14 protein-coding genes are annotated in these 15,006 nt (G+C 43.6%); all 14 read left to right on the forward strand.

The annotated features are described in order from the left end of the window. Positions 1-22: 22 nt before the first annotated feature. The 14 genes from J1C91_RS03785 (at position 23) to J1C91_RS03850 (ending at position 14,973) form a co-directional block, all read left to right on the forward strand. Entirely contained in the window at positions 23-805 is a 783-nt protein-coding gene (locus J1C91_RS03785) for an alpha/beta fold hydrolase (protein WP_032912405.1), read from the forward strand. 1 nt (position 806) lies between these two features. Further along, a complete protein-coding gene (locus tag J1C91_RS03790) occupies positions 807-1,277 on the forward strand; it encodes an NUDIX hydrolase (protein WP_002909253.1) in 471 nt (156 codons plus the stop codon). Between the two features lie 27 nt (positions 1,278-1,304). Then, positions 1,305-2,129, forward strand: coding sequence for a DNA-formamidopyrimidine glycosylase (gene mutM / locus J1C91_RS03795; protein WP_002909254.1), 825 nt, complete (start codon positions 1,305-1,307; stop codon positions 2,127-2,129). Positions 2,130-2,134: 5 nt separating this feature from the next. Then, positions 2,135-2,731 carry a dephospho-CoA kinase gene (gene coaE, locus J1C91_RS03800; protein WP_002909255.1) on the forward strand — a complete coding sequence of 199 codons (597 nt, stop codon included), beginning with the start codon at positions 2,135-2,137 and terminating at the stop codon, positions 2,729-2,731. A 3-nt stretch (positions 2,732-2,734) separates the two neighbouring features. Then, positions 2,735-3,937 (forward strand): multidrug efflux MFS transporter, encoded by a 1,203-nt coding sequence (locus J1C91_RS03805; protein ID WP_301280218.1) that lies wholly within the window; start codon positions 2,735-2,737, stop codon positions 3,935-3,937. Continuing rightward, entirely contained in the window at positions 3,937-4,086 is a 150-nt protein-coding gene (gene rpmG, locus J1C91_RS03810; RefSeq protein ID WP_072074309.1) for a 50S ribosomal protein L33, read from the forward strand. The genes J1C91_RS03805 and rpmG overlap by 1 nt, the downstream gene beginning before the upstream one ends. A 42-nt stretch (positions 4,087-4,128) precedes the next feature. Next, complete coding sequence (gene secG, locus J1C91_RS03815; RefSeq protein WP_002894878.1) at positions 4,129-4,362, forward strand: preprotein translocase subunit SecG; 234 nt, start codon at positions 4,129-4,131, stop codon at positions 4,360-4,362. Positions 4,363-4,451: 89 nt separating this feature from the next. Then, on the forward strand, positions 4,452-6,800 hold the full coding sequence (gene rnr, locus J1C91_RS03820; protein ID WP_125438175.1) for a ribonuclease R: 2,349 nt from the start codon (positions 4,452-4,454) through the stop codon (positions 6,798-6,800). Next, positions 6,763-7,230, forward strand: a complete 468-nt coding sequence (gene smpB, locus J1C91_RS03825; protein ID WP_002909260.1) for an SsrA-binding protein SmpB — start codon at positions 6,763-6,765, stop codon at positions 7,228-7,230. The genes rnr and smpB overlap by 38 nt, the downstream gene beginning before the upstream one ends. A gap of 143 nt (positions 7,231-7,373) precedes the next feature. Beyond that, positions 7,374-8,357: a hypothetical protein gene (locus J1C91_RS03830; RefSeq protein ID WP_125438172.1), complete on the forward strand. Its 984-nt coding sequence runs from the start codon at positions 7,374-7,376 to the stop codon at positions 8,355-8,357. Between the two features lie 377 nt (positions 8,358-8,734). Next, positions 8,735-9,598: an SAM-dependent methyltransferase TehB gene (gene tehB / locus J1C91_RS03835; RefSeq protein WP_125438169.1), complete on the forward strand. Its 864-nt coding sequence runs from the start codon at positions 8,735-8,737 to the stop codon at positions 9,596-9,598. Between the two features lie 424 nt (positions 9,599-10,022). Continuing rightward, complete coding sequence (locus J1C91_RS03840; protein ID WP_002909267.1) at positions 10,023-12,092, forward strand: M13-type metalloendopeptidase; 2,070 nt, start codon at positions 10,023-10,025, stop codon at positions 12,090-12,092. 402 nt (positions 12,093-12,494) lie between these two features. Next, entirely contained in the window at positions 12,495-14,159 is a 1,665-nt protein-coding gene (locus J1C91_RS03845; RefSeq protein ID WP_002909270.1) for a C69 family dipeptidase, read from the forward strand. Continuing rightward, complete coding sequence (locus tag J1C91_RS03850) at positions 14,152-14,973, forward strand: PrsW family glutamic-type intramembrane protease (RefSeq protein ID WP_002909271.1); 822 nt, start codon at positions 14,152-14,154, stop codon at positions 14,971-14,973. The genes J1C91_RS03845 and J1C91_RS03850 overlap by 8 nt, the downstream gene beginning before the upstream one ends. The last annotated feature ends 33 nt before the right edge of the window (positions 14,974-15,006 follow it).

Consider the following 15,006-nt stretch of genomic DNA (forward strand, 5'->3'; position numbering starts at 1 on the left):
TTCTAAGCTAGTAAGTGAGGTGATGGAGATGCCGTCATTATTCATTGATGAAAGAGGGGAGCAAAATCCAAAAAGTATTATCTTTTTGCATGCTTCAGGCTCTAGCAGTCAGATGTGGCGACACCATGTTGCTGCGCTTGAGCAAGATTTTCATTGCATTCTTTTGGATTTACCTGGTCACGGAGTCAGTCATAATATTGAGTGGACAAACTTTGATGATGTCGTGGAAATGATTGTGGCTGTCATTAACAGCAAAGCACATGGCAAGCCGCACTTGGTTGGGCTTTCATTAGGCGGTTCCCTCATACTTAAGTTGTTGGAAAAACATTCCAGTCTTATAGATAAAGTCATTGTGGATGGGGCAAGTCCTCAGCCAATTAAGGGCTATCGCAAGATCATTGCCATTGTCTATCTGATGTCTTTCTTGAAAAATACTAAATTTGTAGCTAATTTCCTGACAAAGATGATGCAAGAGGACGGAGCACCTGTCCAAGACGTTCAGCGCTTTGTTGCAGATTTCCAAAGAGCTGAACAGCGCTCATTTCGCCATGCGATGTCACAGGCAAATCTGTTGAGACTTGACTTGCAGTTTGATAATCCTGCTTTCTTTGTCTCAGGTGGAAAAGAAGCTGAGACCATTCATGACTGGCACCACAGGTTGGCGCAGAAAAATGCTAGGTCTGAATGCGCCTACTATCCTGATAAAGGGCATGCTTGGCTTTTTAGTGATGTGGATACGCATATTCAGTTGCTAGGTTATTTCTTTCAAAACGCTGCCTTCCCAGAGAAATTGAAAGGATTTTGATATGGACTATATTTCCTATATTCGCTCCAAGGTGGGACATGATAAGGTTATCCTGAATTTTGCTGGTGGGATTCTGGCAGACGAGGAAGGTCGTGTGCTTCTGCAGTTGCGAGGCGATAAGAAAACATGGGCGATTCCTGGAGGAGCTATGGAGCTCGGGGAGACTTCTCTGCAAGCAGCCGTGCGTGAGTTTTACGAAGAGACAGGGGTTTCTGTTGAAGCCAAGCGCTTGCTGAATGTTTATACTAATTTTGATGAATCTTATCCTAATGGTGACAAAGTGCAGACGGTTGTCTTTCTGTATGAATTGCAAGCGCTGGAGGATTTTGATATTTCCAATTTTCATAATGAGGAAACACTACGGTTAGGCTTTTTTTCTAAAGAAGAAATAGCAGAGCTGGAAAATCTATCGGATAAACACCGCCTGATGCTGTATGAGTATTTTTCGGACAGCTTTGCTATGGGGCTTTGATATTGAGAATACTAAGAAAGGAGCTTTATGCCTGAATTACCTGAAGTGGAAACGGTTCGGCGCGGTTTGGAGCGTCTGGTTGTTGGCAAGACGATTGGGCAGGTGCGGGTCCGCTATGCCAAGATGATTGGTACGGGAGTGGATAGCTTTGTCCATGACTTGCCAGGTCAGACCATTGAAAGGATTGGCCGTCGGGGCAAGTATTTGCTCTTTTACCTGACGGGTGGAGTGCTGGTTTCCCATCTGCGAATGGAAGGCAAGTATCTTTTTTATCCTGATGAGGTGCCTGAGCGCAAGCATGCTCATGTCTTTTTCGAGACGACGGATGGTGGAACGCTTGTTTATGAGGATGTTCGCAAGTTTGGGACCATGGAGCTGTTGAGAAAGGATCAGCTGGAGGCTTATTTTGCTGCCAGAAAGCTTGGTCCTGAGCCGACAGAGGTGGACTTTCTTTTGTCGCCTTTTGCCGCAGCTTTGAGTCGTTCCAAGAAGCTCATCAAACCCTATTTGCTAGAGCAGACCTTGGTCGTTGGTCTGGGTAATATCTATGTAGATGAGGCCCTTTGGCGTGCGCGAATTTATCCGGCAAGGCCAGCAGATAGTCTGAAGCCTACTGAAGTGAAGCGTCTACGTGAGCAGATTATAGAAGTTTTGCAGCTTGGGATTGAAAAGAGAGGATCGACCATTCGGACCTACCGCAATGCTTTGGGTGAAGATGGCACGATGCAGGATTTTCTACAGGTCTATGGGAAGACTGGTCAACCCTGCGCTAGATGTGGCAGCCCGATTGAGAAAATTAAGCTGGGTGGACGTGGTACTCATCTCTGTCCTCATTGCCAGAAAGCGAGGTAGCTGTCATGGTAAGAATTATCGGTATCACTGGCGGCATTGCCTCGGGTAAGTCGACAGTGACAGAGTTTTTGAGGCGGCAGGGTTATCAGGTCATTGATGCGGATCAGGTAGTGCATGAGCTGCAAGAGCCGGGGGGACGGCTTTATCAAGCTCTTTTATCTACTTTTGGCTCATCTATCTTACAGGAAGATGGGCGCTTGGACCGGCCTAAGCTGGGAGCTATGATTTTTGGGAATCCCGAACTCTTGGAGCAGTCCAGTCAAATACAAAATCAGATTATCCGCGAGGAACTGGCTGGCAGACGAGATTTGCTTGCAGAAACTCAGGCTGTCTTTTTTATGGATCTTCCCTTGCTGTTTGAGTTACAATATGAGGACTGGTTTGACCAAATCTGGCTGGTGGATGTGACAGAGGAAACTCAGCTCAGTCGTCTTATGTCTCGAAATGCTCTTAGTCAGGAAGAGGCAGAAAAACGCATAGCAGCTCAGCTATCTCTTCGAGAAAAACGAAAGAGGGCGGATGTGCTGATAGATAATAATGGCTCGCTAGAGGCTACTCGACAGCAAGTCATCGATGCTTTGCAGAAATTAGAAAGAAGTTGATTTATCACGACACAAGTAAATTGGAAGCATAACCTGAAAGTCGCTTGGTTTGGGAACTTCCTGACAGGTGCCAGTATTTCTCTGGTGACGCCTTTTATGCCTCTTTTCGTGGAGCAGCTGGGTGCTAGCGGTCATGAGGTGGAGTATTACGCTGGGCTAGGGATTTCACTCTCTGCAATCTCAGCGGCGCTGCTCTCTCCTGTCTGGGGAAGTCTGGCCGACCGATATGGCCGTAAGCCTATGATGATACGTGCAGCTACTGCCATGGTTTTCACTATGGGTGGCATTGCTTTTGTGCCCAACATTTTCTGGCTCTTGCTCCTACGCTTTCTAAACGGTGTTTTCGCTGGTTATGTTCCCAACAGCACAGCTCTGATTGCCAGTCAGGCTCCCAAGGAAAAAACGGGTTATGCTCTGGGAACTCTCTCGACTGGTGTCGTTGCGGGTAATCTTATGGGGCCATTTATTGGTGGTCTGATTGCGGAGATGTTCGGTATTCGAAATGTCTTTCTCCTGATTGGCGGCTTCTTTCTAGTGGCAGCCCTGATGACTTTTTATTTGATTCGGGAGTATTTTGTGCCAGTGACCCGACAAGAAGAGGTAGGCTTTAGGGAATTGCTGCGTCAACTCAGGTATCCTAAGATGCTGATGAATCTCTTTCTGACCAGCTTTGTTATCCAGTTTGCAGCTCAATCTATCAGCCCCATCCTTGCCCTCTATGTCAGAGAACTGGGTCAAAAGGACAATCTGATTTTTATTTCGGGTCTCATCGTTTCTAGCATGGGACTTTCCAGTATGATGAGCTCCAGCATTCTGGGGCGGTTAGGAGACCGTATCGGCAATCACCGGCTTCTGGTGCTGGCTCAGTTCTATTCAATCTTGATTTATCTGCTCTGTGCCAATGCTGGCTCCCCTATGCAGCTAGGCTTTTATCGCTTTTTATTTGGTCTAGGAACAGGGGCGCTGATACCAGGTGTCAATGCTTTGCTAAGTAAGATAACACCCAAATTTGGAATCTCTAGGATTTTCAGCTATAATCAGATTTTCTTTTATCTGGGTGGGGTGGTCGGCCCTATGTCTGGATCGGTCATTGCGGCAGCCTATGGCTATCATTCAGTCTTTTATGCAACAGCAGGGCTGGTTGCCGTTAGTATGCTGGCCAATCTCTTTAGTTTTCGAAATTTATTTAAAAAGAAGGATATCTAGTGCGCGTTAAAATAAATTTAAAATGTTCCAGCTGCGGTAGTCAGAACTATCTGACCAGCAAAAATACAAAAACGCATCCGGAAAAAATTGAGGTCTTAAAGTATTGTCCTAAGGAAAGAAAAGTTACTTTACATCTTGAATCCAAGTAAATTTTATGATAAAATAGATAGGATTTTAAGGAGTTTTTATTTATGTACAACCTATTATTAACCATTTTAGTCATTTTATCAGCTATTATTGTCATTGCAATTTTCATGCAGCCAACCAAAAATCAGTCCAGCAACGTTTTTGATGCCAGTGCCAACGACTTGTTTGAACGTCCTAAGGCACGTGGTTTTGAAGCTGTGATGCAGCGTATGACGGGAATTATGATTTTCTTCTGGCTACTGATTGCATTGGTATTAGCAGTATTATCTAGTAAATAAAATGGGCTCTGACTTCGTCTTGGCCTATTTTTTAAGTTTTAAAGAGATTTAGCAAGGATGAAGAAAACGCTCATCAAGAGAAGAGGAATATGAAATCAGAAATCATTGAATATTTAAAAGACAAGCAGCAGGCCAGCATGGATGAGCTGGCGGCTGCTTTGGGGAAAGAATCTTCCAAGGACTTTAGTAGCTTGGTCAAGACCATTTCCCAGATGGAAAGAAAGCATCAGATTCGCTTTGATGACAAGGGGCGGATTGAGCTTTATGAGAAGAAAAAGCAGGAGCGTCTGACGCTTAAGGGTGTTTTTCATGCCCACAAGAATGGCTTTGGCTTTGTCACCTTGAATGAGGAAGAGGATGATCTCTTTGTCGGCCGTAATGATGTCAATCATGCCATTGATGGCGATACGGTGGAAGTAGTCATTACCAAGGTGGCAGATCGTATCAAGGGAACATCAGCTGAGGCTAAGATTATCGATATTTTGGAGCACAGCCTGACGTCAGCGGTTGGCCAGCTGGTTCTGGATGAGGAAAAACCCAAGTATGCGGGCTATATTCGTTCGAAAAATCAGAAAATCCGCCAGCCTATTTATGTTAAAAAACCAGCCATGGTTCTAGATGGCACAGAGGTGCTCAAAGTAGCTATTGACAAGTATCCGACCAAGAAGCATGATTTCTTTGTGGCCAGTCTGGTCGATGTAGTTGGTCATGTCAATGATCCAGGTATTGATGTATTAGAAGTGCTGGAGTCGATGGACATTGTCTCCGAATTTCCAGAAAAGGTCTTGGAAGAAGCCGAGCGAGTTCCAGATGCACCGACAGAGAGTGATTTAGCAGGGCGTTTGGACCTGCGTGAAGAGATTACCTTCACCATCGATGGAGCGGATGCCAAGGACTTGGACGATGCGGTTCATATCAAGCGCCTGAAAAATGGTAACTTTGAGCTGGGTGTCCATATCGCAGATGTTTCCTACTATGTCAAAGAAGGATCTGAGCTGGACAAGGAAGCCCTCAATCGGGCGACTTCTGTCTATGTGACCGACCGCGTGGTACCCATGCTGCCAGAGCGCCTGTCCAACGGAATCTGCTCTCTCAATCCCAATGTGGACCGGCTGACCCAGTCGGCTATCATGGAGATAGATGCTAAGGGGCGCGTGGTCAAGCATACCATCACCCAGACTGTTATCAAGACGACCTTTCGCATGACCTACAGCGATGTCAACGACATCATTGCTGGAAATCAGGAAAAAGCTGAGCAGTTCAAGGCTATTGTACCTAGTATTGACAGCATGGTCCAGCTGCATGAGATTCTGGAAAGCATGCGCTTTAAACGCGGTGCGCTCAACTTTGACACCAATGAAGCCAAAATCATGGTCAACAAGGAAGGCCGGCCGGTTGACATTGTCCTGCGTCAGAGGGGAATTGCTGAGCGCATGATTGAGTCCTTTATGCTGGTGGCGAATGAGACGGTGGCTGAGCATTTTGCTAAGCTAAATCTGCCCTTCATCTATCGGATCCACGAGGAGCCTAAGGCGGAGAAGGTGCAGAAGTTCATTGACTACGCCTCTAGCTTTGGGATTCGGATATACGGGACGGCTAACTCTATGAGTCAGCAGGCTCTGCAGGATATTATGGAGGCAGTCAAAGACCAGCCTTATGAGGATGTCCTGTCCATGATGCTTCTGCGCTCCATGCAGCAGGCTCGCTACTCTGAGCACAATCACGGTCACTATGGTCTGGCAGCGGAGTTTTATACGCATTTCACCAGTCCGATTCGCCGCTATCCGGACCTTCTGGTTCATCGGATGGTACGGGATTATGGCAAGTCTAAAGCAATAGCAGAGCATTTTGAGCAAGTGATTCCAGAGATTGCCAGTCAGTCTTCCAGCCGAGAGCGTCGGGCTATCGAGGCCGAGCGTGAAGTCGAAGCCATGAAGAAGGCTGAGTACATGGAAGAATTTGTTGGGGAAGAGTTTGACGGCGTGGTTTCAAGCGTGGTCAAGTTTGGACTCTTCGTTGAACTGCCCAATACGGTTGACGGCTTGATCCATGTTACTAACCTGCCAGAGTTTTACAGCTACAATGAGCGGACTATGACCCTGCAAGGAGAAAAGTCTGGCGTGGTCTTCAAGGTCGGTCAGCAGATTCGCATCAAGCTGGTTCGAGCGGATAAGGCTACAGGCGAGATTGACTTTGAATACCTGCCTAGTGAATTTGACCTGGTAGAAAAGACTAGCAAGAGTGGCAGAGGCAAGTCAGGCAGAAAGAGACGCCGTGAGGATGACAAGCGCAGCCATTCTTCCAAAGAAAAAGGCAACAGAGATAAGAAAGAGAAGAAGTCCAAGAAAGGCAAGAGCCAGAAGGCATTTTACAAGGAACTAGTCAAGAAAGGAGCCAAGCATGGCAAAGGGAGAAGGAAAGGTCGTCGCGCAAAATAAAAAGGCCAGACACGACTACACCATCGTAGACACCATCGAGGCTGGCATGGTGCTGACCGGGACGGAAATCAAGAGTGTCCGTGCCGCTCGTATCAATCTAAAAGATGGCTTTGCTCAGATTAAGAACGGTGAGGCCTGGCTCAGCAATGTCCATATCGCGCCTTATGAAGAGGGTAATATCTGGAACCAAGAGCCTGAGCGCCGCAGAAAGCTGCTGCTGCATAAGAAGCAGATCCAAAAGCTGGAGCAGGAGACCAAGGGAACCGGCATGACGCTGGTGCCGCTCAAGGTCTATCTCAAGGACGGTTATGCTAAGCTGCTCCTGGGCCTAGCTAAAGGGAAGCACGACTACGACAAGCGCGATTCCATCAAACGCCGCGAGCAAAACCGCGACATCGCAAGACAAATGAAGAACTTTAATACAAGATGAAAGACTGGGCGACCGGTCTTTTTTGGTATCCAACTCTGACTTTTGATTTATGCTATAATGAAGAAGATGAGGTTTGAGGATAAATTTATTTGTAAAAAGCAGATCTTTTAAGACAAATTATATACTGGATTAAGGAGCAGAAGATGAAAAAGACAAATAAAAAATGGTTGAACCGATTACTGTTGTTTGTATCTGTTCTCGGATTGATAGGGGGAAGTTTATTCCTCTATCAATGGTATCTGTCGGAGAAATACACAGGCTACCAGTATTACACTGGTAAAGCTAAAATTGACTCTTATAAAATTATTGCGGATGGCAAAGGAGCCATAGTAAATTGGGATGTAGATCAGTCAGAGGAAGCAGAATTGCGTAAGTATAATAAACAATTATTCACTGAATGGCGCAATCCCACCTCTCAAAACTATATTCTCAGGGATAATATGAAATTACCAATGCACCCTTCGGATATTCATGAATCGGTTGGGAAGGATGCCTATTGGACTTTATCAATTTACAAGATAGAAGGGAATAAACTGAAAGAAGAACCTGAAATTGACTTACTGGCTACAGTGGACGAATATAAAAAAGGTTATATTTCGAATGATATTGGTCCGGTATACTCATACAAAGGAAAAGATTTGCTGGCGCTTTACATTAGACCCTTAGAAAACCATGAGAAAAAGAAAAAAGTATTTTTAAATCTCCAAACAAGAAAAATTGAAGAAGTGAAAGCTATTGAGAATATAAAGTTTCCCTATTCTACTATAAAACTTAGTAATTTATCTGACTTTGGAATAAAAAGTGATGTATTTGGGTTCCATTTTGCAATCAAACCAGGGGAAATGGTAGATACACCTATTAGCAAAGATAAAAATGCTATGAACATATTAGAGAAAGAGAATTCTCAAGTTGTCATTTTGACAAATGAAAATAGTTTTGATAGCGTTGATAGAATTGCATCAGTTTATTCAAAGTTTTTGCCAAACGATTATAATCTTTATAGAGACTCTAAGATACCCAAAGAATTGTCTACAGATGGTCAAGATCATGCGTTCAGTTCCAAAGAAGAGTTTGACCAATATTATGATATTGAAAAAGCCAAAAATCTTTATCATCTGAATGATTAGAATGTTGGTAGACGGTTTATTTTCTATCTTCGGCAGTGTATTATCTGAAGGAGCTCACTTTGATTTTGGTTACTGAGCGCGGACCGATAAGGGAAACAGTGATATATTTTTTCTTGATGTTCTCATATTTTTTGAATTGAACTATCAAAGATATGCTGTTGGCTGGAGTGTTAGGCTTTTTTGGCTATAAGCAAGTTAGCAAGAAAAAAGAAGAATAGTAGTAGACTTCCTATGTGAGAAAGAACTGGCTGATTGACCAGTTCTTTCTTTTTGCAGGGAAGGACCTTTCAATTTGCCACTTGCCAAGTCGATTCTTTTCGAGTATGATAAAGACAGTTAGATTATTCGGAGCTTGGCTTTTAGAGAAAGGATTTTTTATGACAAAAGAATTGCTAGCTTATAAACGCATGCCGCTGTGGACGGCTGAGACAATGCCAGAGACAGTAAAGAGAAAGCACAATACCAAAGAGGGAACTTGGGGCAAAATCACTGTTCTCAAGGGACGCCTTAAGTTTGTCGAGATGTCAGAGGAGGGTGAGGAGCTGGATGAGCACATCTTTGAGGCTGGTCAGGACAATCCTTTTGCCCAGCCCCAAGCTTGGCATCGGGTCGAAGCCTTGACGGATGACCTAGAGTGGTATTTGGAGTTTTACTGTCGGCCTGAGGATTATTTCCCTAAGAAATACGGCAGTAATCCAGTGCACTCAGAGGTTTTGGAAGCCATGCAAACAGTCCGGTCAGGACGGGCCTTAGATCTAGGCTGTGGTCAAGGTCGCAATGCTCTCTTTCTTGCTAAGCAGGGCTTTGAAGTGACAGCTGTAGATCAGAATGAGCTGGCACTGGAGATTTTACGTAGCATTGTGGAGCAGGAGGATTTGAATCTTCCAGTGGGTAGCTACGATATCAACTCAGCTAGTTTGACCCAGACTTATGATTTAATCGTTTCCACTGTTGTCCTTATGTTCCTGCAGGCGGAGCGAATTCCGGATATTATCCGAAATATGCAAGAGCACACAGCGCTTGGTGGCTATAATCTCATCGTCTGCGCTATGGATACAGAAGACTTTCCATGCTCTGTTCCCTTTCCTTTTACGTTTAAGGAAGGCGAGCTTGCCGAGTATTACAAAGACTGGGAGCTGGTTAAGTACAATGAAAATCCTGGTCACCTCCACCGACGTGATGAAAACGGCAATCGAATTCAGCTGCGCTTTGCGACTATGCTGGCTAAAAAGGTTCAGTAGAAGACAGTAGGACAGAACTTGATTTTTTAAAATTTAGCTTTGCTCACTTATTTTGAGGTTCAGGTTTAAAAGGTCTGATAGACAATTTAAATTGTCTCAGCTTCAATATTTTTTGAACATAATAAAGCTAGACTGAGGCATTTTTGTCTCAGTCTTTTTTATTTTGGTAAAAAACTTTAGAAATATTTTAGAATTTCTTGAGAAATATCTGAAGTTTGGAGGCTATACTAGAAAGTGCAAGGGGGAGAGAAAAGAGCTGGAAGCAACAGGACAGCTGATAGAAACTTTAGTTTTTCTTTAAGTGTGAGTCTAGAGCAGATCACTTTTAAAAGCAGACTGAATGACCTTATTTTCTCCTCTTGCGCCAAATTTTTCCAGACCTTCAGTTTTCTGTTGACGAGGAAAAAAGAATATGTTAAAGTAAATGAGTAAAATAAAAAAGTCAATTATATTTTACTTAATATACAAGGAGGAACTCATGAAGAAAAGAACCAAAATCATTCTAACTTCTACGTTGACTGTGACCGGCCTAATCTTGGCTGCTGGTGGCTACTGGGCTTATAAGACCTTTGTCCCTCAGGAGACACCGATCGATAAGAATGCCACAGTGAGGACCAATTACTATCAAGCCATCAATAAAAAATGGCTGGAAAAGGCAGAAATCCCTAGCGACCAGCCGTCTAACGGTGTGTTTTATGAACTGAACGAGCAGGTCAAGGATAAGATGAAGGCGGATGTCAAAAATCTAGTCTCTGGTAAAGAAGAGTCAACGATTGAAGGCATGCCTGAGTTTATCAAATACTATCAGCAAGCTACTAACTTCAAGCAGCGGGAAAAGGATGGCCTAGCCCCTCTCAAGCCCTATCTCAAGGAAATTGAAGACTTGTCCGATCTGAAGGACCTAGCTGGCAAGACTGTTGACTGGGAAAAACGCGGTTTGGCTCTGCCGTTTACCTTTGAAATTAGTTCTAACCTAGAAAATACCAATCAGAAACAAGTGAATCTGTCCAGTCCAAGTCTTATGCTGCCGGATAAGAGCTATTATGAAGATGAAGGTGCTAAGAAAAGGATGATGGATCCGCTGGAAAAAGCATTCAAAGAAGCCTTTCAAAAGCTAGGCTATAGTGAAAAAGATAGCGAAAAGATCGTCAAAGAAGCCTTAGAATTTGATGGAGAATTGGCCAAGTATGCCCAAAGTAATGAAGAAACTTCGGAAATTAAAAATCTTCACCACCCTAAGACGGCAGAAGACATCAATGCCTACTCTGATACCTTTAAGTTTCACGATATTATCAATGACTATCTAGGCCAGGAATCTGGTGATGTCAATGTACCTAATCCTAAGTATTATGAAAATTTTGCCAAGGTAGTTAATGACAAGAACTTTGGCAAGCTCAAATCTTGGATGCTTGTGAAGCAGGCAGCATCAGCATCTAGTTTTCTAACCGATGACTATCGGCTGATTTTTGCAGAGTACCAAAAATCCTTGCAAGGTACTAAGGAAGCAACTTCAAAAGAAGATGCAGCATACAATCTGACAACAGGAACTTTTTCAGATGTCTTCAGTCTTTACTATGGACGCAAATATTTCGGTGAGGAAGCTAAGCAAGAAGTAACCCAAATGGTCAAGGATATCAAGGAAGTCTATCGGGAACGTATGCTGAAAAATGAATGGCTGTCAGAAGAAACCAAACAGAAGGCAGTCAAGAAGCTGGATACTATGAAACTCTATATCGGCTATCCTGAAAAAGTTCGCGAAGTGACTAAGGCCTTGAAAGTAGACGATAAGAAATCCTTCTTTGAGAATGCAATTTCTTTGAGTCAAGCAAAACATCAATATGATGTTGAGCACTTCTCTGAGCCAGTAGACAAGGACGAGTGGGTCATGCCTTCCTATGATATCAACGCTTACTACTCACAGGAAAATAACAGTATCAACTTCCCAGCCGCAATCCTACAGAATCCATTCTTTGATGTTAAGCAAGAGATGGAAAAGAACTACGGCGGTATTGGTATGGTTATCGGTCACGAGATTACTCACGCCTTCGACTCAAACGGTGCAAACTTTGATGAAGAGGGAAATTTGAACAATTGGTGGACTGAAGCAGATAAGAAAGCTTTTGACAAGAAAATTGAAGCTGTTACCAAGCAGTGGGATGGTATTGAAATCTACGGTGGCAAGGTCAATGGCAAGCTTACGGTAACAGAAAATGTAGCTGATGCGGGTGGACTTTCAGCCACTCTCGAAGTTGTTAAAAAGAAATATCCAGATGCAGACTTGAAGAATTACTTTGAAAACTATGCCAATATCTGGAGAAGCAAGGCTAGTCTGCAATTTAACCAACTTCTCCTGAAGGTAGATGTTCATGCTCCTTCCGAGCTGCGGGTCAACCAGCAGCTCAAAAATGTAGAGGCCTTCTATGAAACCTATCCAGAAATCAAAGAAGGTGATGCCATGTATCTTGCTCCAGATAAGCGGGTCAGCGTATGGTAAGATTGCTTGTCTAGAGAAGACGGTAAAATAATCTAAGCTATGAAGTACAACCAGTTTGGTAATAGGAGATAAGTTTGTTCTTTTTCTCCTATCCATTCTTCCCTGCGACACATGCGCGGCTGCGGGTTGTGCCTCCGCAGCCACGTGTCTTTAAAGTCAGATTTTATCTGGCTTTTTTCTTTTACAAAAAAATTTTTATACAGCTTGATATACATCTATGGAAATTTATACAACAGGCTTGGAGGGGCTGCTAGGTATACAGCTAGAGTAATTTTTTCCTAGGGGAATTTATTCATTTTAGTTAGCAGAAGAGATTTTGGAAACGCTTGCAACCATAGCAAGAGAATAGTATACTAAATATGCGATAAATATTTTATCAATTAATATACAAAGGAGAAACTGATGAAAAAGAAATTTTTCAGTTGGGCTATTCCAGCCTTGATGCTTCTTACACTCTTCCCTTTTCAGGCTGTCTCAGCCTGTACCGGATTTATTATCGGCAAGGATTTGACGACGGATGGTTCGACTCTCTATGGTCGAACAGAGGACCTGGAGCCCAACCACAACAAGAATTTTGTGGTACGGGAGCGCAAGTATAACAAGGCTGGTGATAAATTTGTAGATGAAACCAATGGCTTTAGCTTTGATTTGCCAGCTGTTAGCTACAAGTATACGGCGGTACCGGATGTGACACCAGAGCAGGGAGTTTTCGATGAGGCCGGTTTTAATGAGGAAGGCGTTTCTATATCTGCGACAGTCTCGGCCAGTGCTAATGATGATATTCAAAAAGTAGACCCTTACGTTAAGGACGGTATCGCTGAATCTGCTTTAACTTCTGTAGTCCTGCCTCATGTGAAAACAGCTAAAGAAGGAGTAGAACTACTAGCCAAAATTGTTAGAGAAAAAGGTGCAGCCGAAGGCAATATCGTGACGATTGCTGACAAGACGGGTGTATGGTATATGGAAATCCTATCTGGTCACCAATACGCTGCCATCAAGTTCCCAGACGACAAATACGCTGTTTTTCCCAATACATTTTTCCTAGGCAGTGTAGATAAAAATGATACTGAAAACACGATTCTTTCAGCTGATCTTGAAAAAATAGCCCAGGATGCTGGCACCTATAAGGAAATCAATGGCAGCTTCCATGTAGCCCAATCCTATAATCCGCCGCTGGCTGAAGCTGACCGCTCTCGGGTTTGGTCTGGTATCAAGGCGCTGGATCCCAATGCAGATGTGCAATATGATGATGAATACTTTGAACTCATGCACTCAACCAGCGATAAGCTTAGTCTGCGTGATGCGATGAACTTGCAGCGCAATCGCTTGGAAGGAACAGACTTTAAACCACAAGATCAGATGGAGCTAGACGGAAAAGGGATTCCTGATAAAACCAAAGCAGACCCAGTTTATAAATATCCTATCTCCAATCCAAATGTCATGGAGGCTCACATCTTCCAGCTCAAGGATAATTTACCTGCCAATACTGGCGGGGGAATTCTCTGGCTGGCCATGGGAAGTCCGCGCAATGCACCCTACCTCCCTTACTATGGCAACATCAGCAATACCTCTCAGCCTTATCAAGAAATGAGTACAGCCTACAATGAGAATTCCTGGTATTGGACTGTTAGCCGCATCAATGATTTGGTTGCAAAATATCCAGAACTATTTGAAGATGGCTCTATTCGCACTGAAATTGAGCGTATGGAAAGCCAATGGATGGAGGAACAGCCAGCTCATGACAACGAGCAGATTAGTCTATCTGAACAGCCAGAACAAGCCAGTCTGAAAGCAACAAAAGATTCTATGGAGCGAGCGGATTCAGTCTTTAAGCGCCTTAAGGAAATTCAGAAGATTGCTGAAGATAAGGTCGTGGCTGAATATGGTACAAGTGCTTTAGAAGAGATTGAGGAGTTAGAGGACTCTGACACAGAGGAGACCATTCGTCTGGAAGATTTTGACTATGATATTGCTATTGCAGGAGGCATCTTTGTGCTGACTGTCATTGGAATAGCGATTTATCTTGTCAAAGGAAAAAATAGAAAAGGAGCAGACAGTCATGAATAAAACAAGAAGAATTGCTCTCTATATCTACTTAGTCCTAGCTGGTATCGGCTTGCAGTTTGAGCTTGGGAGCATGGCAGAGAAGGATGTCACCTTAGAAGCTGGCCGCGACTTGGTTCTGAACTTAGCTGTTTTAGCTGCTTTTTTCCTGCCTTTCTATTTCTTGATTAAAAAACTTGCCAAGAAGTTATCGGTTGAGATGATTGTTCTAGCAACAGCCCTCTTTGGAGGTGCCTTTATCTCTGGCTGGCTAAGCTTTGCGGGCAATAGTTTGATTGATATTATTAACTCTAACTTTATCAAGGATCCTGCTGTTTTCAATGATTGGACAAATGCACTGACAGCTCCTTTTGCAGAGGAATTTTTCAAGTCTCTGACAGCCTTTGCCGCTCTCTACATTTTGGGACGCAAGGATATTCAGTCTGTCTTAATCGCTGGACTGAGTTCGGGTTTTGGCTTTCAAGTCATAGAGGATATTGGCTATGTATCCAGAGTGACTTTCGGAGGACAATATAGTGGTTCCTTAGAAGCAGTTGGCAGAATTGCTGGCGGATTGGCTTCGCATACTCTCTATACAGCAGTGGTGACTGTTGGGGTTTATCTTCTCTTTTCCACGGCTTACAAGAAATACCGTCTCTTTGGTCTCTGGTGCGTCGTGTCAACCGTTGCCAATCACTTTATTTGGAACTCTCCTTTCTTCGAAACAGAGCATCGGATTAACATCGTTGTCGGTTTCTTATTTGCCTTTCTCGTTGCTACCTTTATAGAAGTCTACCGACTGGTTTTGAAGGAGAAAAAGACAGATTTAGAAATTTAAATAATTTTCAGGGAATATATCAAACAAGAGTTT

It is taken from the genome of Streptococcus sanguinis, from assembly GCF_050222175.1.
GTDB classification, from domain to species: Bacteria; Bacillota; Bacilli; order Lactobacillales; family Streptococcaceae; genus Streptococcus; species Streptococcus sanguinis_M.